This is a genomic window from Cellulomonas sp. P5_C5, assembly GCF_054049655.1.
Genome location: NZ_JBFULY010000014.1, coordinates 51,550 through 76,621 on the forward strand (window position 1 = coordinate 51,550; position 25,072 = coordinate 76,621).

The following is a 25,072-nucleotide window of genomic DNA, read 5'->3' on the forward strand; positions in this document are numbered from 1 at the left end:
GGTGTCGGTGGCTCGTGATGGGATCGGCGCGTGACCGGCTCCCCGCACGCCCTGCGCCTCGTGCGCCCGGCGTTCGCGGACGTCCCGGGGCAGGGCGCGGGTGCCCTCGTGGAGCTGGACCCGGAGCAGGCTGCGGCGGTCGCCGCGACGGATCCCGCCGTGCTCGTCCTCGGCGCCCCGGGCACCGGCAAGACGACGGTCGCGCTCGAGGCGGTCGTCGCCGCGGTCGAGGGGGGACTGTCCCCGGAGGACGTGCTGGTCCTCTCGTCCGGCCGGCGGTCCGCGGCGGACCTGCGGGACCGCGTATCGGCGCGGCTGCGACGGACGTCGGGCCGCCCGCTCGTGCAGACCGCTGCGGCGGCGGCGTTCTCGGTGCTCCGGGCGCGCGCGTCCCTCCTGGGTGACCCGGTCCCGACGCTGGTCTCGGGCGCCGAGCAGGACCTGCTCCTGGGGGACCTCCTGGCGGGCCACGCCGCCGGCGACGGGGTGCCGCTCGCGTGGCCGGCCGAGGTCCGGCCGGACGTGCTCGGTCTGCGACCCTTCCGCGACGAGCTGCGCGACCTGCTGATGCGCGCGGCCGAGCGCGGACTGACCCCGGTGGACCTGGCCGCCCTCGCCGACGCGCACCGCCGGCCCGTCTGGGCGAGCGCCGCGCGGCTGTACGAGGAGTACCTCGACGTCGTGCAGCTGCGCGCCGGCACCCCGGACCTGGGCGCCCGGCTGGACCCGGCGGTCGTCGTCGACGAGGCGGCCCAGGCGCTGCTGACCTGGGAGGACGAGGTCCCCGGTGCGGTGCGTCCGCGCTGGCGGCTCGTCGTCGTCGACGACCACCAGGAGAGCACCTCGGCCACCGCCCGGCTGCTGCGGGTGCTCGCCGACGACGGTGCCCGGCTGCTGCTGCTCGCCGACCCGGACGCGGCCGTGCAGACGTTCCGCGGCGCGACGCCGTCGCTGGTCGGACGCGCGGGCGTGCGCGGGCCGGGACCCGGTGAGCTCGGTGCGCGCACGATCGTGCTGCGGACGGCGTGGCGGCACGACGCCGGGCTGCGGGCGGTCGTCGGGCGGGTCGCGGAGCGCGTCGGCGCGGTCGGCGGGGTGCAGCACCGACGGGCGGTCGCGGCCAGGCCGGGCGACGGGGACGTGCGGGTCGCGGTGCTGCCCAGCACCGCGCAGGAGGCGGCGTTCGTGGCCCACGCGCTGCGCAGCGCGCACGTCGAGCGCGGCGTGGCGTGGTCGCAAATGGCCGTCGTCGCGCGGTCCGGCGCCCAGGTGACCGCGCTGCGGCGGGCACTGACGGGGGCCTCGGTCCCGGTGAGCGTGCTGGGCAGCGACGTGCCGCTGCGCGAGGAGCCGGCGGCGCGGCCGCTGCTGGACGCGATGCGCGTGTGCGTCGGTGCCGCGGACCTCGACGCCACCACCGCGGCCCGGCTGGCGTGCTCGCCCCTCGGCGGCCTCGACACCGTGGGCCTGCGGCGGGTGCGGCGGGCGCTGCGCACGCACGAGCTGGCGCAGGGCGGTGGCCGGACCAGCGACACGCTGCTCGTCGAGGCGCTCGGCTCGGACGGCGCGCTGGATGTGCCGGGCGCGCGCCCGGTCGCGCGGCTCGCGCGCGTCCTGGCGGCCGGTCGGCAGGCTGCGGCGGTGACCGGTGCCGACGCCCAGACGGTGCTGTGGGCGCTCTGGAGCGCGGCCGACCAGGCCGAGCCGTGGCGCAGGTCTGCGCTCGCCGGGGGTGCGGCGGGAGAGCGCGCGGACCGCGATCTCGACGCGGTGCTGGCGCTGTTCCGCGCCGCCGAGACGTTCGTCGACCGCATGCCGCGCTCGACGCCGGGCGCGTTCGTCGACTGGCTCCAGGCGCAGGACCTCCCGTCGGACTCGCTGGCGGCGCGCGCCCGACGTGCCTCGGTGCAGGTGCTGACGCCGGCGGGAGCCGCCGGCCGGGAGTGGGACCTCGTCGTCGTCGCCGGGGTGCAGGAGGGCGCATGGCCCGACCTGCGGCTGCGCGACTCGCTGCTGGGCGCGCAGGCCCTGGTGGACCTCGTCGCGGGCCGCGCGCTGCCCAGCGGCGCGGACGACACCGAGACGGCGGCCGCCGCGCGGGACGCCGTGCTGGCCGACGAGCTCCGGTCGTTCGTCGTCGCCTGCTCCCGCGCCCGTCGGTCGCTGCTGGTCACGGCGGTGGACGACGCCGACCAGCAGCCGTCCCCGTTCCTCGAGCTGGTGGACCCCTCCGACGACGAGGGCGAGACCCGGCGCACGAGCGTGCCCTCCCCGCTGGACCTGCGCGGCCTCGTCGCGCAGCTGCGGGCGCACCTCGAGCAGGCGGCGGTCGACGGAGCGGAACCCGACCCCGCGGCGGCGCGCACGCTCGCACGGCTGGCGGCGGCCGACGTGCCCGGTGCGGACCCGGCGCAGTGGTACGGCCTCGCGGAGCCGTCCAGCCGGGCACCCCTGTGGGACGCGGACACGCGCGTGCCGGTCTCCCCGTCCAAGGTCGAGACCGCCCAGCGCTGCGCGTTGCGGTGGGCGCTCGAGGCGGCAGGCGGGACGTCCTCGGCGAGCGGGGGGCAGAACCTCGGCACGCTGCTGCACGCGATCGCGCAGGAGCACCCGCGGGGCACCGAGGCCGAGCTGTCCGCGGCGCTCGACCGGCGGTGGGCGGAGCTGGGGCTCGGCGCCGGGTGGCCCGCACTGGCCACCCGTCGCAAGGCGGACGCGATGGTGCACCGGCTCGCTGTCTACCTGCGCAGCGCGGGGGAGCCGCTCCTGGTCGAGGGGGCGTTCGCCGTGGACACCGACAGGGCGTCGCTGCGCGGGTCCGTCGACCGTATCGAGCTCGTCGACGACGGCGCCGCAGGGCCGGTCGTGCGCGTGGTCGACCTCAAGACCGGCGCCAGCCCGCCCAGCGTGACCAAGGCCGCCGAGAACCCCCAGCTCGGGGCCTACCAGCTCGCCGTCGACTCCGGCGCGTTCGACGGGCTGCCCGACGGGACGACGAGCGGCGGCGCGCAGCTCGTCTTCCTCGGCACGGGCGCGGCGGCCGTGACGCGGTCCCAGGAGCCCCTCGGGCCCGAGGTCGACGGACCCAGCTGGGCGCGGACCATGGTCGACCAGGTGGCGGACAAGATGGCCGCGTCCACGTTCGAGGCGACCGCGAACGACCTGTGCGACCGGTGCCCCGTCCGGCGTTCGTGCCCGGTCCGGGGCGAGGGCGGGCAGGTGGTCGCATGACGATCTCCGCCGCGCAGATCGCTGCCCTGGTGGGTCAGCCACCCCCGACCCCGGAGCAGCGCGTCGTGATCGAGGCGCCGCTCGGCCCGTCGCTCGTCGTGGCCGGCGCCGGCTCGGGCAAGACGGAGACGATGGCCGCCCGCGTGGTCTGGCTGCTGGCGAACGGCATCGTCGAGCCGGAGCAGGTGCTCGGCCTGACGTTCACGCGCAAGGCGGCCGGGGAGCTCGCCGAGCGTGTGCGCAAGCGGCTGCGCACACTCGCCCGGGCGGCCGCGGCCGACGGGCTGGTCCTCGGCGGGACGGTCGACACCGCACGGACCGACGGGCTGGCGGGTCTCGCGCGGCCGACGATCTCCACCTACAACTCCTACGCGGCCTCCCTGGTGGCCGACCACGCGCTGCGGCTCGGCCTCGACCCGTCGGCGCGGCTGCTCGGCGAGGCCGCGCAGTGGCAGCTCGCGTCCGAGGTGGTCGAGGCGTGGAGCGACGACCTCGACACCGACGCCGCGACCTCCACGGTGATCGAGGCGGTGCTCGCGCTGTCGGGTGCGCTGGACGAGCACCTGCTCGACGCGGCCCAGGCCCGGTCCGGGATCGAGGAGATCCTCGACGGGCTCGCCGCGACGCCGCCGGGCACCCCGCCGCGCGAGCCGTACGCCGAGGTCAGGAAGCTGATGCGCTCGCTGGGGGAGCGCGTGCGTGTCCTCGAGCTCGTCGCCGAGTACCGCAACCGCAAGCGCGCCGCCGACGCGATCGACTTCGGTGACCAGGTCGCGCTCGCGGCCCGGCTGGCGCTCGACGTGCCCGAGGTCGGCACCGGGGAGCGCCGCCGGTTCCGGGTGGTGCTGCTCGACGAGTACCAGGACACCTCCTACGCGCAGCTCACGCTGCTCGGCGCGCTGTTCGGCGGCGGGCACCCGGTGACCGCCGTCGGTGACCCGAACCAGTCGATCTACGGGTGGCGCGGAGCGAGCGCCGGCGGCCTGGAGGGGTTCCCCACGTCCTTCCCGCAGGTCCACGCGGACGGCGACCGCTCGCCGGCCGACGTGCACCAGCTGTCCACGTCGTGGCGCAACGACCGCCTGATCCTCGCGGCGGCCAACCACGTCGCCGCGCCGCTGCGGGCGTCCGCCACCCGCGTGCCCGTGCCGGTGCTCGCCGCCCGGCCCGGCGCCGGCGACGGACACGTGCATGCCCACGTCGCCGAGACCGTCGAGGACGAGGCACGTGCCGTCGCGCAGTTCGTCCGCGACCGCTGGCGGCCCGCCGGCCAGGGGCACGACCGGGTCACGGCGGCCGTGCTCTGCCGCAAGCGGTCCCAGTTCGAGACGCTGCGCCGCGCTCTGCGTGACGCAGGGCTGCCGGTCGAGGTCGTCGGGCTCGGGGGCCTCCTGTCCGCGCCCGAGGTGGTCGACCTGGTGGCCCTCCTGCAGACCGCCCACGACCCCGCCCGCGGCGACGCCCTGATGCGTCTGCTCACCGGTGCCCGCACCCGTCTCGGGGCGTCGGACCTGCATGCGCTCGCGGCGTGGTCCGGTGAGCTGGCGGCGCGGCACGGTGGCGGCCCGCGGTCCCGGAGCCGCGGACCGGTGCTCGACGAGCCTGCCGGCGCGACCGCCGGGGCGGCCGTCGGTGCCGATGCGTCGGTCGACGTGGTCGTCGAGGCCGACGCGGTGGACGAACGCAGCATCGTGGACGCGCTCGACGCGATCACCGAGCTTCCTGCCGAGGGCTGGACCAGCCGTGGCGGGCGGACGCTCAGCGCGGTCGGCCGCGCGCGGCTGGCGGACCTCGCGATGACGCTGCGGGCACTGCGTGCACACAGCTACCTGTCCGTGCCGGAGCTCGTCGGCGAGGCGGAGCGGCTGCTCGGGCTCGACATCGAGGTCGCGGCGCGCGCGCGGACCTCGCCCGGCCGGGCACGTGCGCAGCTGGACGCGTTCCGGGACGTGGCCGTCGAGTTCGCCCGCTCCGCCGACCACCCGAACCTCGGCGGCTTCCTCGCCTGGCTCGAGGCGGCCGACACCCGGGAGAACGGTCTGGACATGCCGGTCTCCGAGCCCGATCCGGACGCCGTGCAGCTCATCACGGTGCACGCGGCCAAGGGGCTCGAGTGGGACGTCGTCGCAGTCGCCGGCCTGGTCGACGGGAGCCTGCCGGCCACTGCCACCCAGGGCAAGGACGGACCGAAGGACTCGGCGTGGCTCACCGGTCTCGGATCGCTGCCGTACCCGCTGCGCGGCGACCGCCACGACCTGCCCGTGTTCCCGTACGCGGGTGCGGACGACCCCAAGGAGCTGGAGGAGCGGCGCAAGCAGTTCGTGCTCGACGCGGGCGACCACCAGGTCGCCGAGGAACGCCGGCTCGCCTACGTCGCGCTGACCCGGGCCCGCTCCGACCTGCTGCTCACCGCGGCGTGGTGGGGTGACGGCACCCGCGTGCGCAAGGTCTCCGTGTTCCTCACGGAGCTCGCCGAGGCCGGCCTCGTCCAGACCGGCGGCTGGGAGGGCGTGCCCGACGACGGCAGTACCAACCCGCGCGCCTCGCTCGTGCTCACGGCGTCCTGGCCCGCGGACCCCTTCGGTACCGAGGCCGGGTCGACGCGGCGCACGTACGTGGAGGACGCGGCCGCGCGGGTGCGTGAGGCGATGGCGGCGCGCGGCGCGCGGCAGTCCGAGGCCTCCGTCGACGCGACCCACCTTCCGCCCGCTGTCGCGATCGTCCCCGTCGACGTCGTCGAAGGCTCGGGGGCCACGCCGGCGGCGACGTCGGCTCCGGACGTGACGCCGGCCCAGGAGACGGCTCCGGTGCCGGTGGCGCACCCGTGGGACGTGCTCTCCGACCGCCTGCTGGCCGAGCGTGAGCGGGTGCGGACACCGTCGGGCGAGGTGGAGCTCCCCGCGCACCTGTCGGCATCGGCGCTGGTCAGGCTGGAGAGCGACCCTGGCGAGTTCGCTCAGCACCTGCGTCGACCGGTCCCGGCCGAACCGTCGTCGCAGGCTCGTCGTGGCACCCGGTTCCACGCGTGGGTCGAGGGCTGGTACGGCAGCGCCTCTCTGGTGGACGTCGACGCGCTGCCTGGTGCCGACGACGACTCGACGGCCCTCGACCTGGACGAGCAGGCGCTCCGGGACGCGTTCCTGGCGACGGAGTGGGCGAACAGGTCACCCGTCGCGGTCGAGGTGGACATCGAGATCTCGGTCGACGGCTACGTCCTGCGCTCCCGCATCGACGCGGTGTTCCCGGACGTCGCGGTGCTCACGGACGTCGCGACGGGCGCGACGGGAGCAGCCGCGGCGGGCGGGGGCGATTCGGGCACGCCGCAGCCGGTGGTGGTCGTCGACTGGAAGACCGGTGCCCCGCCGAAGGACGAGGTCGCTCGGGCGTCCCGCGAGCTGCAGCTGGCCGTGTACCGGCTCGCGTGGTCGCGGTGGACCGGCACCCCGCTGGGTCAGGTGCGCGCCGCGTTCTGCTACGTCGGTGCCGGCGTGACCGTCTACCCGGACCGGCTGCTCGACGAGGCCGAGATCACGGAGCTGCTGCGCGCGGCGACGCAGACCCAGGGTCCCCAGCGCACCGGCACCGGCGCCGGCGAACCACGGTCGAACCGTCGCGGCTCGCGCACGAACACGCCAGCTCGTCGCCGACCGGGGTGGGAAGGCACGAACGCGGCTCCGCCACGCCGGTCCGCGCAGCAGCCTGCGCCCACGCTCTTCGACGTCGACTGAGCGGTGCGGCGCTCCGATCCGCGACGAGCAGGTCGTCGCCGCTTGCGTGAGCCCCCAGCTCGGGGCTCTCGGAGGGGCGCCTGCTGAGCTGGGCACCGCGACCGGGCGCCCGTCGGGGACCCGGCGGGTCGACCGGCGCGAGGCTGCGGCCCCGCGAGAGCGGCGCGCGCCGCGCGTCAGTCGAGCAGCCGAGCCCGGATGCGCGAGAGCTCGTCGGTGGACATGCCGTGCCCGGTCAGGTAGCCGGCGACGTCGAGGTCGGCCAAGAGGTCGCGGAGGTGACCGGTCACCTCGGCCAGCCGCGCGTCGAGCTCGTCGTGGGTGCGCCCGGTCTCGTCGCCGAGACCGGCCAGCGCGTAGTCATTCATCGCGACGACCGAGGTCGCGTAGTCCTCGACGATCGCTTCCTGCGACACCCCGGCCACCGACAGCAGGAGCGCCGAGACCAGGCCCGTCCGGTCCCGACCGGCGGCGCAGTGGATGACGACCGCACCGTCGGGGGCGTCCGACACGGCGCGGACGGCATCGACCACGAGTCCCGGCCAGGTCTCGAGGGCCGCGTGGTAGTACTCCGGCGAGTCGAGCACGCCGCCCCAGCGGGCCATGAAGTCGCGGTCCTCCCAGACCTCGACGGGCCGGTGGTGCCGCGTGACGTCGGTTGGCAGGGGCAGGGGCTCGATCTCGTGCGGGTTGCGCAGGTCGACGATCGTCCGCACTCCGGCGTCGACCAGCTCGGTCCACCCCTGCGCGTCGAGGCCGTCCAGCCGGGGCGTGCGGAAGATGCGCCCGGTCCGCGTGACCGTGGTCCCGGCGGGCAGGCCGCCGAGGTCCCGCGCGTTGTGCAGACCGCCCCAGCTGACGGAGCGGTCGATCACGCGAGCAGTGGCTCGGCCGGGGCGCCCTGGTCCTCGCGGGTGTGGGCGTCGAGCTCCTCGAGCATGGCGACGGCGTCGTCGATGATCTCGGGGTCCTGGGTGCGCACGCCGTAGAGCAGCCACCGGGCCAGGGCGAGCTCCCCGGCGAGGAGTGCGCGGTCGGCCAGGTGCGGGTCGGTGAGCTCGGTCCGGCGCAGCTGGTACGCCTCCATGATCGAGTCGGTGGTGTCGGGGTGGGCCGCGACCAGGAGCCAGGCGAGGTCGTCGGCGGGGTCGGCGACGCAGGCGTCTCCCCAGTGCAGGATGCCGGTGACCTTGTCGCCGTGGACCAGGACCCGCTCGGAGGTGAGGTCGCCGTGGATGACGGTGGGCCGGAAGCGCCAGAGCGCGACGTCCTCGAGGCGGTCCTCCCAGCGACGCAGCAGCGCGGGCGGGACCTTGCCGGTGCGTGCGGCCTCGTCGACCTCGGCCTGGCGGCGCCTGCGGTACTCGCCGGCGTCGTAGGCGGGCAGCCCGGCGTTCTCGACCAGGCTGGTCGGGAGCTCGTGCACCGCGGCGATCGCGCGACCCAGGTCGGCGGCGAGGCCGGGCCCGGGGGCGAGACGGTCGAGCCGCAGGGGCTCGCCGGGGATCTCGGTGTGCACGGCGGCGCGTCCACCCTCGGGCAGGTGCGCGAACCCGACGGGTGCAGGGACGGCGAAGGGGAGCCGCCCGCGCTCGGCCTCGGTGGCGAGCACACCGAGCAGGACGATCTCGGCTTCGAGGGCGGCGCCGGCCGCGGCGTGCTGCGGCGCGCGGACGACCCACCGGTTGCGGTGGGCGTCGATCACGACCGCCGTGTCGAAGTCGGACCCGGGCTGGGCGGGCCGCCGGACGTCGAAGGCGTCGAGTCCCGGCACGGCGACGGTCGCCAGCGCGGCGAGGGCGAGAGGGGATCGAACCACCTGTCCAGGATAGGCGGGCCATGGAGCCGTCCTGGCCGAGCCGCACGGCGTGTCTTCGCCCGGTTGCTCCCGCGGCGCCGGATTGCGGGCGCGTGCGCACGCTCGATCGCCGCCGCGTACGGTGACCGCGTGATCGTTCCGGATGACCTGCCGCTGTCCCGCGCCGGCGTCGACCGCGCCGCTCTCTCGCGTCCCGAGGAGGGGTTCGTGGGGTCGGCTCTGACCGACGACGCGACCAGGGTGCTGCTCGTGTGCGACGGAGCCGTCGTGACCTCGGCGGCGTCGCGGCTCGCCCTGCTCGAGCCGTCGCAGGTCCCGGCACCCGCCACCGGGGACGACGGCTGGCTGCTGCTCGGTCGTGGTGCGGCGGGGGAGACGTACCTGGCCCTGCGGGTCCCGGACCGCGTGCCCGCGCCCAGGGTCGGGGAGGCGTCCGACGTGCTGGTCCACGCGGCGCCGACCGGCGTCGAGCCTGCGCACACGCTGGTCCTCCCCGACGGCCTGCGCTGGACTCCGCTGCGCGACATCGGCGCGGACCTGAGCGCGCACGACGCGGGGCTGGCCACCACCGCTGTCGCGCTGGACGCCTGGCACGCACGGCACCCGCGCTGCCCGCGCTGCGGAGCGCCGACGCGGGTCGCGCAGTCCGGCTGGACGCGGGTGTGCGTCGAGGACGGCTCGGAGCACTACCCCCGCACCGACCCGGCGGTGATCATGGCGGTGGTCGACGCCGACGACCGGATCCTGCTCGGGCACGCCGCGCACTGGGCGGCCGGCCGGTGGTCGACGCTCGCCGGCTTCGTGGAGGCGGGGGAGTCGCTCGAGCACGCCGTGCGCCGCGAGGTGGCCGAGGAGACCGGGGTGCTCGTCGGCGACGTCGACTACCGCGGCAGCCAGCCGTGGCCCTTCCCGGCCTCGCTCATGATCGGCTTCCGCGCGCAGGCGATCTCGACGGAGGTGACGGTGGACGGCGTCGAGCTGACCGAGGCGCGCTGGTTCTCCCGAGCGGAGCTCGCCGAGGCGGTCCGCACCGGCGACGTCCTCCCGCCAGGACGGGCGTCGATCGCGCGGGCGCTGGTGGAGGAGTGGTTCGGGGGACCGCTCAGCTGAGCCGGGCGCGGACCTGCGCGAGCGACGGGTTGGTCGCCGCGGACCCGTCGGGGAACACGACCGTCGGCACCGTCTGGTTGCCGCCGTTGAGGGACTCGACCAGCGTCGCCGCGTCGGCGTGCTCCTCGATGTTGACCTCGGTGTAGCCGATGCCCGCCGAGTCCAGCTGCGTCTTGAGCCGGCGGCAGTAGCCGCACCACGTCGTGGAGTACATCGTGATGGTGCCGGCGTCGGGCAGGGTCTGCGTGGTCATCGGTCCCTCGGTTGTCGGAGCGGTGGGGCGATCTCGTCGCCCAAGGCAGCAACGTCCGGGCGTCGAGGCTTCTTCCCGGGTCGCGTGGACGGGTGACGGTACCCGATGTGCACAGGGTGGCGACGAGGGTGTCGGCCGGTACTGAGAGACTGTGCCCGATGTCCGCCGATGCCCTCCTGGACGCCCTCGACCCCGAGCAGCGTGCCGTCGCCACCACGCTCCGGGGGCCCGTCCGTGTGCTCGCCGGAGCGGGCACCGGCAAGACGCGGGCGATCACGCACCGCATCGCGTACGGCATCCAGGTCGGCGCCTACCGCCCGGCCAACGTGCTGGCCGTGACGTTCACGGCCCGCGCCGCCGGGGAGATGCGCACACGCCTGCGGCTGCTCGGTGCGCCGGGCGTCCAGGCCCGCACGTTCCACGCGGCCGCGCTGCGGCAGCTGGGGTTCTTCTGGCCCAAGGTGGTGGGCGGTCCGCCGCCGCGGATCCTGGAGCAGAAGGTCAAGCTCGTCGCGCACGCGGCTGCGCTGGTCGGGCTCGAGACCGACCGGGAGAGCGTGCGGGACCTGGCCTCCGAGATCGAGTGGGCGAAGGTCAGCCTGGTCACCCCGGACGACTACGCGAAGGCGGCCGCCGCGACCGACCGGCCGGGTCCGGGGGGCACGGACCCGCAGGCCGTGGCGCGGCTGATGGTGGCGTACGAGTCGGCCAAGGACCAGCAGGGCGTCATCGACTTCGAGGACGTGCTGCTCCTGCTCGCGGCGATGCTGGCCGAGCGGCGGGACGTCGCGGAGTCGGTCCGGGAGCAGTACCAGCACTTCGTCGTGGACGAGTACCAGGACGTCAGCCCGCTCCAGCAGTACCTGCTCGACCAGTGGCTCGGCGGTCGGCAGGAGCTGTGCGTCGTCGGTGACCCGAGCCAGACCATCTACTCGTTCGCCGGTGCCTCCGCCCACCACCTCACGTCGTTCACGCGGACGTACCCGCGGGCGACCACCGTGGAGCTCGTCCGGGACTACCGCTCGACCCCGCAGGTGGTGTCGCTGGCGAACCACGTGATGCACGCGTCCCGCAAGGCGGGCGGTCCGGCGCCGCTGGAGCTGCGGGCGCAACGGCCGGACGGACCGGACGTGTCCTACGTGACCTACCCCGACGACGAGGCCGAGGCGGCCGGGGTCACCGACGCGATCGCGACCCTGGTGCGTGGAGGCGTGGCGGCGGCGGACATCGCGGTCCTCTTCCGCACCAACGTGCAGTCGGAGGCGTTCGAGGCGGCGCTGGCAGACCGGGGGATCGCGTACCAGGTGCGCGGGAACGCCCGGTTCTTCGCTCGCGCGGACGTGCGCACGGCGATGGTCCTGCTCCGCGGCGGTGCCCGCGCCGCGGACCCGGGGACACCGATGCCGGAGTCCGTCCGGGACATCCTGCGCAGCGCAGGGTGGTCGGAGACGCCGCCGGAGGGCAGGGGAGCGGGCCGGGAACGCTGGGACGCGCTGCAGGCCCTCGTGGCCCTCGCCGACGCCCTTGCCGCTGCGCCGCCGACGGGCGACGGGCCGCCCACGGTGTCCGACCTCGTCGCCGAGCTCGACGAGCGCGCCGCGGCGCAGCACGCACCGACCGTCGAGGGCGTGACCCTCGCGTCTCTGCACGCCGCCAAGGGCCTCGAGTGGGACGCGGTGTTCCTCGTGGGGCTGTCCGACGGTCTCCTGCCGACCGTCCAGGCGCAGACGGACGCGACCGTGGCCGAGGAGCGCCGCCTGCTCTACGTCGGGATCACCCGCGCGCGGGAGCACCTGCAGCTGTCCTACTCCCGTGCCCGCCACCCGCGGGCGCGCGCGAACCGTGGGGTGTCCCGGTTCCTCACGGACCTGTGGCCCGACGAGCGGCGCCGGCCGGGCGTCCCACGACGTGATCTCGACGCGCGTCAGCAGGCCCTGGTCGACGTCCTGACCGCGTGGCGGGACGCGCACGCCGCCGAGCTGCGTCGCCAGCCCGCGTCCGTCCTCACCAGCGCGACCATCCGCGCGATCGCCGAGCGGTGCCCCAGCACGCTCGAGGAGCTGGGCGCGGTCCGTGGAGTCGGCCCGATGACGCTCGCGGACGTCGGCGAGGACGTCCTCGCAGCGGTGCGCGCGACGGTGCGCGAACCCGCTCGTTGAGCCGATCGGGCGATGGCAGAAACTCGTCGACGAAAGTTCGTTTATTCGGTTGTCCCCCGCGCGAGGCCGGTTCTAGTCTGGGCGACGTCCTTGTAGAGGGACCGCGCCGACAGGTGAGGGTCCGAGCCGGAGAGGGGGTGGGTGCACAGATGGAGACCAAGATGATCGCCACGCCGAACGCTTACGCGTTCCTGCCGCGATCCGTCGCGCCCACCGCGTTCTGGTTCCAGGGGATCGCTCTGCCCGTCGGCGGCAGCGCCCTCGAGCCCATCGGCGGGTCGAAGCGTCGCACGGCGACAGATCCCCGCACGCACCTGATCCGGACTCCCATGATCTGACCTCGAACGAGGCACAGGCCGCGGAGTCCGAACTCGGACCCGCGGCCTTTCTGTTCTCCCGATGAGTCGGGTGAACGGGTTGGCAGTCGGTCCGGCACCGACGCAACACGCTCACCAGCAAGGACATCAGGAGGACATCGTGCGGCTCACGACGCTGCTCGACACGGTGAACCAGGGCGGATCCGGCCCGTGGCCCGTCACCGACAGCACTTCGACGACCGACGACCGCCAGACGTTCGACCAGCTCGTCGCCGACTTCATCCCGTGCCGGTCCAACGACCCCGAGCTCTGGTTCGCCGAGCGCACCGCCGAGGTCGAGCAGGCCAAGGCCCTGTGCCGTGAGTGCCCGCTGATGGAGGGGTGCCTGGCCGGCGCCATCGACCGCGCCGAGCCGTGGGGCGTGTGGGGTGGCGAGGTGTTCGTCGGCGGGGTGGTGGTCGCGACCAAGCGTGGTCGTGGCCGTCCCCGGAAGAACGCGGTCCCCGCGGCCTGACGGCCGTCACTGCACCCGGCTCGCCACCAGCGACGCCGGGAGGGCGGTGCACCCGCACTCGGGGTGCACCGCCCACGTGCGTCTGCGGGGGACCGCGTCCGGCAGTGCCACCTCGAACGTGGCCCCGGGCGCGAGGCCGCGGACGCGGTCCAGGTGCGCGAGCACGGCCGCGGCACCGAGGCCGGCACAGACCGCGGCGACCTGCCCGGCCTCGTCGGCGCCCCCGCCGACGCGCAGCTGCGCGGCGACCGTGGGCCAGGAGGCGTCCGCGTCCGCGCGGTGCAGGTCGAGGCAGCGCAGGCACGGACCGACGCCGGGCACGACGAACGGGCCCACGACGGTGTCGGCCTCGCGGACGACGACACCCAGATGGGCGGTACCCCCGGCGACGAGAAGCGGTCCGCGCCCGGGATCCGCGACCCCGTCCTCGACGAGGACGACGATGTCGGGCGTCCGGTCCGACGCGGTCGACACGTGCGGGGCGACGTCGCGCAGCAGCCGGGCGGTGACGTGCTCGCGCACCGACCCGGCGTCGGCCCACCGGTACCCGCAGAGGCCGATGTCCGTCGAGCGCACGGGTCGTTCGTCGTCCACGAGCAGCGTGCCGACTCCCGCTGCCGCGAGCCCGACGGCGATGCCGAGGCCCGTCGGACCCAGCCCGAGGACCGCGACCACCCGGTCCGCACGTGCCCGGACGACGCCCGCCCCGTCGCCGTCGGCCCGCAGCAGTGACCACACCGCGGCGTCCACGGACGCAGGCCCGAGCAGGGTCGCGCGAGGCGCGTCGCCGGTGGTGAGCCGCGCCTCGACCAGCACCTCGACGAGCGCACGCACCCGGTCCGGGTCGACGTCGTGCCGGGACGTCAGGTCCGCGAGCCGGGTCAGGTCCGTGCGCGCGTCGATCAGCTGGAGCACGTCCGCCTCGGACGGGGTGAGGTCGGTCAGGCGGACCGCCCAGCGCGGGTCGGTGCCCAGCTGGACCTCTGTGGCGGTGCGTCGCAGCACCCGCAGCCCGGCACGCAGTCGCATGGCGCTCCCCTCAGGACGAGGGCGTCACTGTGGCAGCGGCGGCCGTCGTCCCGTGCTCGTCGTCCACAGGGCCCGGGCATGCCGAAGGGCACCGTCCGTGCGGACGATGCCCCTGGGCGACGTGGTGGTGCTCAGGCCTTGCCGAGGATGCGGTTGAGCTTGGTGCCGCAGACCGGACAGACGGCCTTCGCCATCCTCCGACCGGACTCGGAGACGACGACGTCACCCTCCGCCTGGCGCTTCTCCTTGCACTTCACGCAGTAGAACTCGCCTGCATATGTCTCAGCCATGGGGCCCTCCCTCGGTGTCCTGCACCGGACCGGGAAACCGCCGGCCGGCGGCCGGGCGTGGTGGTGCTGCCACGCCCGCGCGACTTTCACAGTAGTAGTCGAGGCACCCGCAGCCCGCGGAATCGTGCAGGACTCGCCGTGTGTCGACGCTGAACCGGGCCGTGCGGGGCCTGCGCGCTAGCGTTCTTCCGTGCAGCCCACGCAGGACCTGTCGCAGGTGGAGATCCGCCGCTCACGCAAGCGCGTGCGCACGGTGACCGCCTGGCGCGAGGGCGACCGCACCATCGTGGCCATCCCCGCGCGGTTCACGCGGGCTCAGGAGCACGAGTGGGTGCGCCGCATGCTGGCCCGGCTCGCGGCGCAGGAGAGGCGACGGCGACCGTCGGACGACGAGCTGATGTCCCGCGCGACGGAGCTCTCGGCCAAGTACCTCGGCGGGCGGGCGCGGCCGACGACGGTGCGCTGGTCCACCAACCAGGGTCGGCGGTGGGGCTCCTGCACGCCGTCCGACAGCACGATCCGGATCTCCGACCGCGTCCGGGGGATGCCTCGGTGGGTGCTCGACTACGTGCTGCTGCACGAGCTGGCGCACCTGCTGCACGCCGGGCACGGTCCGGAGTTCTGGGCGGTGCTCGACGCGTACCCCCGCACCTTGCGGGCGCGGGGGTTCCTCGAGGGGTACGCCTACGCCGCCGAGCGGGGCGCGCACACCCCGCCCGGCGAGGCCGACGCGGACGACGACCTGGTGGACGCGGGCGACATCGGCACCGACGAGGTCGACGACGGCGGGATCGAGGAGCCGGACGGCGTGGTGGCGGACGAGGTGGACGTCGAGGACTTCCCGTCCGACGACGACGCGGTCGACGACGAGATCGACGCTGTTGAGGTCGTCGACGAGGTGGTCGGTCAGCTGGAGCTGGAGCTCGACGGCCTGGAGTCCGAGCGCCAGGCCTGAGGTCGATGACGCAGCTCGTCCGGGCCAGCTCCACGCTCGTCCGAGGGCCGTGGTCGCGAGCCCAGGCGCGCTCGTCCGAGCGTTCGTGGGTTGCCAGTGCCAAACGCGCTCGCCCGTCGACCGTGGTTCGAGCACCGCGGCCGTCGACGCGCGGTCGCCCCGGGACCGCCCGGCGCGATCCGGTCGGCGCGCGTCAGGTGGTCGGGTCGGTAGTCGGGTCGGTGTTGGGGTCCTCGCCCAGGATCTCGGCCAGCGCGCGGTCGACCTCGGCGGCGTCGTCGACGGCCGTCGCCCGTCGCGCGGCGTAGCCGGCCGGGTCGTCGAGGTCCTCGGTGCCGGGCAGCAGGTCGGGGTGATCCCAGACGGCGTCGCGCGCCGTCGCCCCGTTGTCGCGGGTGATCTGCGCCCACAGGGCCGCCGCGTCACGCAGGCGGCGCGGGCGCAGCTCGAGTCCGACGAGGTTGGCGAACGTCTGCTCGGCCGGACCCCCGGCGGCGCGACGTCGGCGGATCATCTCGCGCAGCGCCATCGTGTGCGGCAGGTGGGGGAGCGCGGCGGTCGTCGTGACCTCGTCGACCCACCCCTCGACCAGCGCCAGTGCCGTCTCCAGGCGTTCGAGCGCGGCCTGCTGCGCCGGTGTCGTGTGCGGCGCGAAGACCCCACCCGACAGTGCCTGCTGGAGTGCCGCGGTGTCGGTCACGTCGATCGAGCGCACGGCCTCCTCGAGCTGGTCGGCGTCGATGGTGATGCCGCGCGCGTAGGCCTCGACCGTGGCGAGCAGGTGCGCCCGCAGCCAGGGCACGTGTGTGAACAGGCGGGTGGCCGCGGCCTCGCGCAGCGCCAGGAAGAGGCGGACCTCCTCGGCGGGCGCGTCGAGCCCTTCGGCGAACGCGTCGACGTTGGCCGCGACGAGCGCGGGCGTCGGTCGGTCGAGCAGCGGGAGGCCGATGTCGGTGGTGCCGAACACCTCGTGCGCGAGGGTGCCCGCGGCCTGACCCACCTGCATGCCGAAGACGGCGGACCCCAGCTGGCGAAGGAGCTGGCCGGGCTCGATCCCGCCGGGCAGCGCGAGGTCCTCCGGGGACTCCTCGGGCAGGGCGCCGCCGAGCGCCCCGACGAGCGCGACCGACAGCGAGGACGCCACCGGCTCGGTCAGCGTGCGCCAGGTCGGCAGGGTCGCCTCGACCCACTCCGCGCGGCTCCAGGCCCGCGGCGTGCCGGTGGACGGCGGCAGGTCCGTGGCGGCGTCGAGCCACAGCTCGGCGACGCCGAGCGCGTCGAGGACCTGGCGGGTCTGGGCGGGGGTCAGGGACGGGTCGCCCCCTGCCGCGGCCTGCTGACGGGCGAGGTCGTGGGCCATCTGCCAGTTCACCGGGTCGTCGCCGGATGCGGCGAGCAGGGCCTGGACCTGCGAGAACACCTGCTGGAGTGCCGCCGGGTCGTCCGGGAGGCCGGACGCTGCGGCCATCGCGCCGGGGTCGAAGCCGCGCTCCTGGAGCTCGCGGATCGCCTCGTCGGCGCCGTCGCCCAGCATCGCGCGCATCACCTGCTCCCAGGCGGGCACGCCACCATCGGATCCCGGGACGGCGGGGTTGTCGGGGCTCACGTGGACCTCCTGCGACGATAGGGCCGGCTGCGATCCACGGTAACCGCGCAGCACAGGATCGAGGGATGGTGGGCGAGCAGATTCGCTCAGGGCGCAGCAGCCGACGAGGTGGCGGTCTGCCGGCGGGTGCGGTCGAGACGAGCGAGCCGACGGACGAGGTCGTCGTCGTCGGCCGTGGACCGATCGCGTCCGCGGTCGCGGCCGCGTGGGGCGCCGGCGTGCGGACGATCGACGAGCTCCCCGCGGACAGCCCGCACGAGGCGCTGGTCGGCGCCGGCGTCGTGGTGCTCGTCGCCCACCCGGGCGACCTCGTCGACTCCCCGGTCAAGGGGCGTCGTGAACGTGAGGCAGCCGTCGTCGCGCACACGCAGCGTGTCCTGGGTGCGGCGCGCGCCGTCGGTGCCCGGCACGTCGTGGCGATCGGGTCCGCCGTCGTGCACGGCGCCTGGGCCGACCGCCCGGTGATCCACGACGCGGACCCGCTCCCGCGCGCGGACGAGGCGGCCCGCGACGGCCTGGTCGGTGACCTCCTGGCGGCCGAGGCCGTGCTGGAGCGCGCCCGGCGCAAGCAGGCTCCGCTCGTCACGGTGCTGCGTCCAGCGGCGGTGGTCGGGACCGGGATCGACACGTTCGTGACGCGGCACTTCGAGGCGCCGCGCCTCCTGACGGTGCGCGGGGCGGTCCGGCAGTGGCAGTTCGTGCACGTCGAGGACCTCGCCGCCGCTGCCAGGTTCGCCGTGGCGCACCGGCTGGCGGGCGTCCTGACCGTTGGCGCGGACGACGTCCTCGAGCCCGCGCAGGTCGAGGCGGCGGCCGGGATGCGGCGGATCGAGCTGGCCGCGACGACGGCGTTCGGGACCGCCGAGCGCCTGCACCGCGTCGGCGTGCTGCCTGCGCCGGCCTCCGAGCTCGCGTTCGTCGTCTACCCGTGGACCGTCGCGGCGGACAGGCTGCGCGCGGCGGGCTGGGCTCCACGCTGGTCGAGCGCCGCGTGCCTGGACGTGCTGCTCGAGGGTGTCCAGGGCCGGGTCGCCGTCGCGGGGCGGCGCGTCGGCACCCGTGACGCGGCGGCGCTCGGGGCAGCGGGAGCGGCGGTCGCGCTCATCGGCACCGCGGCGGTCTGGCGGCAGGCGCGTGCCCGGCGGCGGCCGTGAACGCCGACGGTGCCGAGTCGGGGGATGATGTGGTCGTGCTCGACCAGCCCACCTCGCCGTACGACGTCGACGACGCCCCCGGTCAGCCCGACCGCATCAGCCCCCGGTCGCTGACCCTCTCGGTGGGCATGATGGCGACCGCGCTGCTGCTCGCCGTCCTCGTCGTGCTGCCCGTGCCGTACGCGATCAGCAGCCCCGGGCCCACGCGTGACGTGCTGGGCGAGCACGACGGGACCCCGCTCATCCAGATCTCCGGCGCCGAGACGTTCGACTCCACCGGCGAGCTGCGACTGACCACCGTCTCGGGCACGGGCGGACCCGGCTTCCCGTCGAGCGTCGTCGGGGTGCTGCAGGGCTGGCTGTCGCGCTGGGCCGTCGTCCAGCCCGTCGAGCTGCTCTACCCGCCGGACCGGACGCAGGACGAGATCGACGAGTCGAACACCGCCGAGATGGTCTCCTCGCAGGAGAACGCCGCCGTCGCAGCACTGACGGAGCTCGGCTACGAGGTTCCTGCGACGCTCGTGGTCGCCGGCACCGTCGAGGGCTCCGACGCGGAGGGCAAGGTCGAGGAGGGGGACGTCATCGTCGCCCTCGACGGCACCGCGGTGCCCGACTACCAGTCGCTCATCGGGCTGCTCGAGGCGGTCGAGGCGGGGGACACCGTGACCCTGACCGTCCGGCGGCACGGCCAGGCGGTCGACATCCCGATCGTGACCACCGAGCGGCCCGACGGCGGCGCGCAGATCGGGGTGTTCATCGACCCGGCGTTCGACATGCCGGTCGACGTCACGATCAGCATCGACGACATCGGCGGTCCGAGCGCCGGGACCATGTTCGCGCTCGGCATCATCGACAAGATGACGCCGGAGGACGAGGCGAACGGCAAGGACATCGCGGGGACCGGGACCATCGACGTCACCGGCGAGGTCGGTCCGATCGGCGGCATCCGGCAGAAGCTCGCGGGCGCGACGCGGGACGGGGCGACGTGGTTCCTGGCGCCGGCCGCGAACTGCGACGAGGTCGTCGACCACGTGCCGGACGGTCTGCGCGTCGTGCGCATCGAGACGCTGCACGAGGCGCGCGAGGCGATCACGGCGATCGGTGCCGGCACGGCCGACGACCTGCCGACCTGCACGGGCTAGTTGCGCGCCGGCGGCAGCGCCGACTCGGCCGTACGCCGCACACCTTGGCACGTCGGTCGACCCCTGGCGGTCTCCAGGACCAGCCGTCGTGGGTCCGGCAGGCGGCCGAGCAGCGCTACTCGAGCGTGGTCCGGACCGCCGCCACCAGCCCCGGCACCAGGTCCGGTCCCTGACCGACCTGGTCGGCGGTGTCGTTCGCGCGGCTGCGCACCGCGCACCAGGACGGGCCGTCGCGCAGCGCACCCACGACGAGCCGCACGTCCTGGCGGTCGGGGTGGCCCAGCAGGTACTCCAGGGCGGCGTCGGTGTCCAGCGGCATGTCCTCCTCCGCGGCCGGGGGGAGGACGACGCGCTCGACGGTGACAGCCATCCCGTCCACCGTCGACGGCCAGGACAGGCCGGCCAACAGTGTCTCGAGGTCCGGGGCGGCGGGTAGCTCCTCCTGCTCGACGGACGTGAGGTGGGACGGCTGCGACCGGGCGGCGGCCAGCACGGACGGGTCGAGCTGCGCGGCGAGTCCGGGTTCGGTCCGCAGCATCTCCTGCGTCCGGACCAGCGCGAACACCCGCACGGGTCCGTCCCAGCCGGCCTCAGCCACGTGGTGCTCGATCTCGCGGACGGATTCGGCCAGTGCGGCCAGGTCGGGGGAGGGCTCACTCACAGGTTCATCGTCGCATTCCTGTGGGAACCTGTGCCTCGACCGGCACGTTCTCCCGTGCGAGTGGCGTGTGATCTTCGCGCCGTGCTGATCTGTGCTCACCTGTTGCCGACGACGAGGACTGCCACGCCGTGACCTTCGGAAGCCCGCCGCCCCGCCCGAGCCCGGCGCGCCCGCGCCGCCGCGGTGCGCTCGCCCCCACGCTCGTCGTCCTCGGGGTGCTCGTCGTCGCCGTGCTGATCCTGGCCCAGGTGTGGACGGAGGTCCTCTGGTACCAGCAGCTCGGGTTCGGCAACGTGATCCGCACCGAGTGGGGCACCCGGGCGATCCTGTTCGTGCTCGGCTTCCTCGTCATGGGCGGCGCCGTCTGGTGGAGCCTCAACTTCGGCTACCGCTCGCGCCCCGTGTACGCGCCGTCGACGCAGGAGCAGGCGAACCTCGACCAGTACCGCGAGGCCATCGAGCCGCTGCGCCGGCTGGTCATGATCGTCGGCCCCGCCGTCCTGGGGCTGTTCGCCGGCGCGGCCGCGTCGCAGCAGTGGCAGACCATCCAGCTGTGGATGCACGGGGGATCGGTCGGGAAGTCCGACCCCCAGTACGGCATCGACCTGGGGTTCTACCTGTTCACGCTGCCGGGTCTGCGGTTCGTCGTGTCGTTCCTCATGGCGGTCGTCGTGCTCTCCGGCATCGGCGCCCTGGCCACCCAGTACCTCTACGGCGGCCTGCGCGTCGGCGGTCAGCGCGGTGGCGCACCCCGGACGACGCGGGCGGCGCGGATCCAGCTGTCGGTCATCGCGGCCGTGCTCATGCTGCTCATCGCCGCCAGCTACTGGCTGGACCGGTTCTCGATCCTGACCAAGACGGGCCGCAAGTTCGCCGGCGCCTCGTTCACCGACGTCAACGCCGTCATCCCGTCGAAGGCGATCCTGGCGGGCATCGCGATCTTCGTCGCGGTGATGTTCATCGCGACCGCGATCCGCGGCAACTGGCGGCTGCCCGCGATCGGTGTCGGCCTGATGGTCGTCGCGGCCGTGGCCGTCGGCGGCATCTACCCCGCAGTGGTCCAGCGCTTCCAGGTGCAGCCGAACCAGCAGGACGCCGAGTCCGAGTTCATCAAGCGCAACATCGACGCCACCCTCGACGCGTACGACCTGCAGGACGTCGAGAAGACGGACTACGACGCCGAGGTCACGGCCGAGGCCGGTGCGCTGCGCGCCGACGCCGACACCACGGCCTCCATCCGCCTGCTCGACCCGCAGATCGTCAGCCCGTCGTTCAAGCAGCTGGAGCAGATCCGGGCGTTCTACGACTTCCCCGACTCCCTGTCGGTCGACCGGTACGAGGTCAACGGTGAGAGCCGTGACACCGTCATTGCGGTCCGGGAGCTGTCGCTCGAGGGCCTGGACGCGCAGCAGCGCAACTGGACCAACGACACCACCGTGTACACGCACGGCTTCGGCGTCGTCGCGGCCTACGGCAACACGACCGCCGGCCGCGGCGCGCCCGACTTCTGGGAGGGCGGCATCCCGTCCTCCGGCGACATGGGCGAGTACCAGCCGCGCATCTACTTCAGCCCGAAGGCGCCGCTCTACTCGATCGTCGGCGCCCCCTCGGGTACCGACCCGTGGGAGCTGGACTACCCCGCCGACGACTCGGAGGGTGCGGTGAACAGTACGTTCCCCACGCAGGACGTCTCCGCCGGCCCGTCGATCGGCAACCCGCTGAACAAGCTGCTCTACGCACTGAAGTTCGGCTCGGAACAGATCCTCTTCTCCGACCGCGTGACGGGAGACTCGCAGATCCTCTACGAGCGCGACCCGCGCGACCGCGTGCAGAAGGTCGCCCCGTACCTCACGCTCGACGGCCGGGCGTACCCCGCGGTGGTCGACGGCCGGGTCAAGTGGATCGTCGACGGCTACACGACGTCGGACCAGTACCCCTACTCCGAGCCGAAGTCGCTCGACGACGCCACGACGGACTCGCTGACCGAGTCATCCGAGACCATCCAGGCGCTCCAGCCGAAGACCGCGAACTACATCCGCAACTCGGTGAAGGCGACGGTCGACGCCTACGACGGCTCGGTGACGCTGTACGCGTGGGACGCCGAGGACCCGATCCTCAAGGCGTGGGACTCGGTGTTCCCGTCGACGCTCGAGCCGATGTCGTCCATCAAGGGCAGCCTGATGAGCCACCTGCGCTACCCCGAGGACCTGTTCAAGGTGCAGCGCAACCTGCTCGCCCGCTACCACGTGACGAACGCCGGCCAGTTCTTCTCGGGTAACGACTTCTGGGCCAACCCCAACGACCCGACCAGCAGCGTCGCGGTCCCGCAGCCGCCGTACTACCTCACGCTGCGGATGCCCGACCAGGACGCAGCCAGCTTCTCGCTGATGTCGTCCTTCATCCCGACCGGCACGAACGCACGCAACGTCTTGACCGGGTACCTGGCGGTCGACGCGGAAGCAGGCAACGAGGACGGGAAGGTCTCGGAGGACTACGGCAAGATGCGCCTCCTCGAGCTGCCACGCGACTCGACGGTGCCCGGCCCCGGTCAGGTGAACAACAACTTCGTCGCTGACCCGGACGTGTCCAACGAGCTGAACATCCTCGGCCGTGGCGACTCGCAGGTGGTCCGCGGCAACCTGCTGACCCTGCCCATGGGCGGCGGTCTGCTGTACGTGCAGCCGGTCTACGTCCAGGCGCGGTCCGGCACCACGTTCCCGCTGCTGCAGCGCGTGCTCGTCGCGTTCGGTGACGACATCGGGTTCGCGGACACCCTCGACGGTGCCCTCGACCAGGTGTTCGGCGGCGACTCGGGCGCGGACGCCGGCGACGCCGGGACCGACCCCGACGCGGGAACGCCGCCGACGGACGAACCGACCGCCGAACCGACGGACGGGCCGACCCCGGAACCGACCGACCCCGGGACCGGGACCGGCACGGACGCGACCGCCCGTGCGGACCTCGACCGAGCCCTGCAGCAGGCCAAGGAAGCCATCGCCGACAGCCAGTCCGCGCTGGCGCGCAACGACTTCGCCGCCTACGGCGAGGCGCAGCAGCGGCTCGACCAGGCCGTCCAGAGCGCCCTCGAGGCGGAGGCCCGGCTCGACGAGTGAGTGCTGGGCCCGGCCGGCGGAGGGTGACGTACGCCACCGCTGGCCGGGCACCGGCGATTTGGTCCCCCCTGAGGGGTGGGGTAAGTTGTAACCACCGACGCGGGGTGGAGCAGCTCGGTAGCTCGCTGGGCTCATAACCCAGAGGTCGCAGGTTCAAATCCTGCCCCCGCTACAAGAAGACGAAGGCCCGGACCTGGTGGTCCGGGCCTTCGTCGTTCTCGGTCCCTGGTCGGCTACTCGGCGTCGTCCGGGGGTGCCGGGGCGCCGTCGCGCTCGTCGCGTTCGGCCCAGCCCAGCAGCGGCGCCAGGTCGAACACCGCGTCGTCGATGCCGGCATGGAGGTCACCGAGCTCGGCATACCGTGCGGGGACCGTGTGCAGGGTGCAGTCGCGGGGATCGACGTCATCGATCTCCTCCCAGCGCAGGGGCGTCGACACGGTGGCGTCGGGAGTCCCGCGCACCGAGTAGGCCGAGGCGATGGTGTGGTCGCGCGCGTTCTGGTTGTAGTCGACGAACACGAGGGACGGGTCCCGGTCGCGCCGCCACCACGTGGTCGTGACGTCGTCCGGAGCGCGGCGCTCCACCTCGCGCGCGAAGGCCAGAGCCGCTCGGCGGACGTCCGCGAAGCCGTGCTCGGGGGTGATCCGGACGTAGATGTGCAGGCCGGAGCCGCCGGAGGTCTTCGGCCAGCCGACTGCGCCCAGCTCGTCCAGGACCTCGTGGGCCACGTGTGCGACCCGACGCACCCGGTCGAAGGGGCAGTCCGGCATCGGGTCCAGGTCGATGCGCCACTCGTCGGGGCGTTCGGTGTCGGCCCGGCGGCTGTTCCACGGGTGGAACTCGACGGTCGACATCTGCACCGCCCAGATCACGTGGGCGAGCTCGGTCACGCACAGCTCGTCGGCGGTGCGGCCGTAGCGGGGGAAGTAGAGCTCGACCGTCTCCATCCACGGCGGGGCCCCGCGCGGCAGCCGCTTCTGGTGCACCTTCTCCCCGGCGACGCCCGTCGGGTAGCGGTGCAGCATGCACGGACGCTCCCGCAACGCACGCACGATCCCGTCACCCACGGCGAGGTAGTAGTGCGCGAGGTCGAGCTTGGTCGCGCCGCTGGCGGGGAAGTAGACGCGGTCGGGGTTGGAGAGCCGCACGGTGCGGGTCCCGACCTCGAGCTCCACGGCGGGTGAGTGTTCCGGGGCCATGCCTCATTCAAGCGTGCTGCGTGCCTCCGCGGGCTGACCGCACGACCCGGAAGCGCAGGTGGACGACGCCGTCCTCCCCCTCGAGCACCCGGACACGCTCGAGCTCCCGCTGCTCGACGCCGAGGTCCTCGAAGAGTCGACGGCCCTCGCCGAGGAGGACGGGGACGAGGTGGATCTCGAGCTCGTCGAGGATCCCGAGCGCGAGGGCACGCTGAGCGATGCCGGCGCCGTGGACCAGCACGTCCCTGTCGCCGGCGGCGAGCCTCGCGTCGCGCATCGCGGCCGCGAGGTCGCTCACGTACCTGACGGCCGGCCACGCCGCGGCCCAGTCGGGCGCAGCGTGTCGGCTCAGGATGTAGAGGGGCACACCGTGGTGATGGTCGCCGCCCCAGCCTCCCGCCGGCTCGAAGGTCCCACGGCCGGCCACCACGGCGCCCGTCGCCATCAGCTCGTCGTAGACCTGGCGGTTCACGCCGCGCAGGCGAGCGACGGCGGCGTCGAAGTCACCGCCCTCGGTGCCGGGGAAGATCCACTCGTGCAGTCGCTCGATGCCGTCGCCGGGCCGGTCGGTCGGCCCGTCGATGAAGCCGTCCAGGGACATGGACATGTACAGCACGGTTGCGGCCATCTCATCTCCTCCGGTCCCCGACAGCACGCACGTCCGGCGCGCCAGTCTTCATCCTGCCTCGCCGGGCCGACCGCGGCCCGGTCGGCCGTCGGCCTCGCGTGGCTGCATGTGTGGCCGGCCTCGTCGTCGAGGTCGCGGCGGAATCCCGGTGGAAAGGATTAGCA

Annotated in this window: 18 protein-coding genes, 1 tRNA gene and 1 pseudogene; 11 read left to right on the forward strand and 9 right to left on the reverse strand. The window is 74.3% G+C overall.

The genetic code is table 11. The features are described from left to right. Positions 1–30: 30 nt before the first annotated feature. Complete coding sequence (locus ACXJKF_RS13215; RefSeq protein WP_456788172.1) at positions 31–3,231, forward strand: ATP-dependent helicase; 3,201 nt, start codon at positions 31–33, stop codon at positions 3,229–3,231. Next, positions 3,228–6,959, forward strand: coding sequence for a UvrD-helicase domain-containing protein (locus tag ACXJKF_RS13220; protein WP_456788173.1), 3,732 nt, complete (start codon positions 3,228–3,230; stop codon positions 6,957–6,959). The genes ACXJKF_RS13215 and ACXJKF_RS13220 overlap by 4 nt, the downstream gene beginning before the upstream one ends. A 176-nt stretch (positions 6,960–7,135) precedes the next feature. On the opposite strand, the gene ACXJKF_RS13225 is transcribed toward ACXJKF_RS13220, so the two are convergent. After that, positions 7,136–7,834, reverse strand: a complete 699-nt coding sequence (locus ACXJKF_RS13225; RefSeq protein ID WP_456788174.1) for a tyrosine-protein phosphatase — start codon at positions 7,832–7,834, stop codon at positions 7,136–7,138. Further along, positions 7,831–8,778, reverse strand: a complete 948-nt coding sequence (locus tag ACXJKF_RS13230) for a phosphotransferase (RefSeq protein WP_456788175.1) — start codon at positions 8,776–8,778, stop codon at positions 7,831–7,833. The genes ACXJKF_RS13225 and ACXJKF_RS13230 overlap by 4 nt, the downstream gene beginning before the upstream one ends. A 129-nt stretch (positions 8,779–8,907) precedes the next feature. Here ACXJKF_RS13230 and nudC point away from each other — a divergent pair, with 129 nt between their 5' ends. Continuing rightward, positions 8,908–9,888 (forward strand): NAD(+) diphosphatase, encoded by a 981-nt coding sequence (nudC, locus tag ACXJKF_RS13235; protein WP_456788176.1) that lies wholly within the window; start codon positions 8,908–8,910, stop codon positions 9,886–9,888. Here the strand turns inward: nudC and ACXJKF_RS13240 are convergent. After that, the gene (locus tag ACXJKF_RS13240; RefSeq protein ID WP_456788177.1) at positions 9,881–10,141 is read right to left on the reverse strand and encodes a mycoredoxin; all 261 of its coding nucleotides are present in this window, start codon (positions 10,139–10,141) and stop codon (positions 9,881–9,883) included. The genes nudC and ACXJKF_RS13240 overlap by 8 nt on opposite strands. Positions 10,142–10,299: 158 nt before the next feature. On the opposite strand from ACXJKF_RS13240, the gene ACXJKF_RS13245 reads away from it, so the two are divergent. The 3 genes from ACXJKF_RS13245 to ACXJKF_RS13255 all read left to right on the forward strand — a co-directional run bounded on the left by ACXJKF_RS13245 (position 10,300) and on the right by ACXJKF_RS13255 (position 13,131). Further along, on the forward strand, positions 10,300–12,300 hold the full coding sequence (locus ACXJKF_RS13245; protein WP_456788178.1) for an ATP-dependent helicase: 2,001 nt from the start codon (positions 10,300–10,302) through the stop codon (positions 12,298–12,300). A gap of 149 nt (positions 12,301–12,449) precedes the next feature. Beyond that, on the forward strand, positions 12,450–12,638 hold the full coding sequence (locus ACXJKF_RS13250) for a hypothetical protein (RefSeq protein ID WP_456788179.1): 189 nt from the start codon (positions 12,450–12,452) through the stop codon (positions 12,636–12,638). 139 nt (positions 12,639–12,777) lie between these two features. Further along, positions 12,778–13,131, forward strand: coding sequence for a WhiB family transcriptional regulator (locus ACXJKF_RS13255; protein ID WP_146931732.1), 354 nt, complete (start codon positions 12,778–12,780; stop codon positions 13,129–13,131). 6 nt (positions 13,132–13,137) lie between these two features. Here ACXJKF_RS13255 and ACXJKF_RS13260 read toward each other — a convergent pair whose 3' ends face one another. Both ACXJKF_RS13260 and ACXJKF_RS13265 read right to left on the reverse strand, forming a co-directional pair. Then, a complete protein-coding gene (locus ACXJKF_RS13260) occupies positions 13,138–14,160 on the reverse strand; it encodes a thiamine biosynthesis protein ThiF (RefSeq protein ID WP_456788180.1) in 1,023 nt (340 codons plus the stop codon). A 131-nt stretch (positions 14,161–14,291) separates the two neighbouring features. Next, on the reverse strand, positions 14,292–14,450 hold the full coding sequence (locus ACXJKF_RS13265; RefSeq protein ID WP_146844118.1) for a DUF5679 domain-containing protein: 159 nt from the start codon (positions 14,448–14,450) through the stop codon (positions 14,292–14,294). A gap of 190 nt (positions 14,451–14,640) precedes the next feature. Here ACXJKF_RS13265 and ACXJKF_RS13270 point away from each other — a divergent pair. Next, positions 14,641–15,234 (forward strand): annotated as a pseudogene (locus ACXJKF_RS13270) (SprT-like domain-containing protein); the annotation flags it as partial. A 364-nt stretch (positions 15,235–15,598) separates the two neighbouring features. Here the strand turns inward: ACXJKF_RS13270 and ACXJKF_RS13275 are convergent. Then, entirely contained in the window at positions 15,599–17,011 is a 1,413-nt protein-coding gene (locus tag ACXJKF_RS13275) for a zinc-dependent metalloprotease (RefSeq protein WP_456788181.1), read from the reverse strand. Positions 17,012–17,076: 65 nt separating this feature from the next. Here ACXJKF_RS13275 and ACXJKF_RS13280 point away from each other — a divergent pair, with 65 nt between their 5' ends. Continuing rightward, positions 17,077–18,165, forward strand: coding sequence for an NAD-dependent epimerase/dehydratase family protein (locus tag ACXJKF_RS13280; protein ID WP_456788182.1), 1,089 nt, complete (start codon positions 17,077–17,079; stop codon positions 18,163–18,165). A gap of 35 nt (positions 18,166–18,200) precedes the next feature. Further along, positions 18,201–19,307 carry a YlbL family protein gene (locus ACXJKF_RS13285; RefSeq protein WP_456788183.1) on the forward strand — a complete coding sequence of 369 codons (1,107 nt, stop codon included), beginning with the start codon at positions 18,201–18,203 and terminating at the stop codon, positions 19,305–19,307. A 115-nt stretch (positions 19,308–19,422) separates the two neighbouring features. Here the strand turns inward: ACXJKF_RS13285 and ACXJKF_RS13290 are convergent, their stop codons facing one another. Then, complete coding sequence (locus tag ACXJKF_RS13290) at positions 19,423–19,968, reverse strand: PPA1309 family protein (protein ID WP_456788184.1); 546 nt, start codon at positions 19,966–19,968, stop codon at positions 19,423–19,425. Positions 19,969–20,096: 128 nt separating this feature from the next. Between ACXJKF_RS13290 and ACXJKF_RS13295 the strand changes: the two genes are divergently transcribed. Together ACXJKF_RS13295 and ACXJKF_RS13300 are read left to right on the forward strand one after the other, a co-directional pair. Continuing rightward, positions 20,097–23,081 (forward strand): UPF0182 family membrane protein, encoded by a 2,985-nt coding sequence (locus tag ACXJKF_RS13295; RefSeq protein ID WP_456788185.1) that lies wholly within the window; start codon positions 20,097–20,099, stop codon positions 23,079–23,081. 98 nt (positions 23,082–23,179) lie between these two features. Then, a tRNA-Met gene (locus ACXJKF_RS13300) sits at positions 23,180–23,253 on the forward strand. A 61-nt stretch (positions 23,254–23,314) separates the two neighbouring features. Here the strand turns inward: ACXJKF_RS13300 and ligD are convergent. Together ligD and ACXJKF_RS13310 are read right to left on the reverse strand one after the other, a co-directional pair. Further along, positions 23,315–24,280: a non-homologous end-joining DNA ligase gene (gene ligD, locus ACXJKF_RS13305; RefSeq protein ID WP_456788186.1), complete on the reverse strand. Its 966-nt coding sequence runs from the start codon at positions 24,278–24,280 to the stop codon at positions 23,315–23,317. 7 nt (positions 24,281–24,287) lie between these two features. Further along, positions 24,288–24,908, reverse strand: a complete 621-nt coding sequence (locus ACXJKF_RS13310; protein WP_456788187.1) for a dihydrofolate reductase family protein — start codon at positions 24,906–24,908, stop codon at positions 24,288–24,290. Positions 24,909–25,072: the final 164 nt, after the last annotated feature.

Excerpts from the sequence above, each read along its gene's own strand:
- ACXJKF_RS13220 (WP_456788173.1), top strand. The coding sequence starts at position 3,228 with ATGACGATCTCCGCCGCGCAGATCGCTGCCCTGGTGGGTCAGCCACCC.
- ACXJKF_RS13240 (WP_456788177.1), bottom strand. The coding sequence starts at position 10,141 with ATGACCACGCAGACCCTGCCCGACGCCGGCACCATCACGATGTACTCC.
- ACXJKF_RS13245 (WP_456788178.1), top strand. The coding sequence starts at position 10,300 with ATGTCCGCCGATGCCCTCCTGGACGCCCTCGACCCCGAGCAGCGTGCC.
- ACXJKF_RS13250 (WP_456788179.1), top strand. The coding sequence starts at position 12,450 with ATGGAGACCAAGATGATCGCCACGCCGAACGCTTACGCGTTCCTGCCG.
- ACXJKF_RS13260 (WP_456788180.1), bottom strand. The coding sequence starts at position 14,160 with ATGCGACTGCGTGCCGGGCTGCGGGTGCTGCGACGCACCGCCACAGAG.
- ACXJKF_RS13265 (WP_146844118.1), bottom strand. The coding sequence starts at position 14,450 with ATGGCTGAGACATATGCAGGCGAGTTCTACTGCGTGAAGTGCAAGGAG.
- ACXJKF_RS13280 (WP_456788182.1), top strand. The coding sequence starts at position 17,077 with ATGGTGGGCGAGCAGATTCGCTCAGGGCGCAGCAGCCGACGAGGTGGC.
- ligD (WP_456788186.1), bottom strand. The coding sequence starts at position 24,280 with ATGGCCCCGGAACACTCACCCGCCGTGGAGCTCGAGGTCGGGACCCGC.
- ACXJKF_RS13310 (WP_456788187.1), bottom strand. The coding sequence starts at position 24,908 with ATGGCCGCAACCGTGCTGTACATGTCCATGTCCCTGGACGGCTTCATC.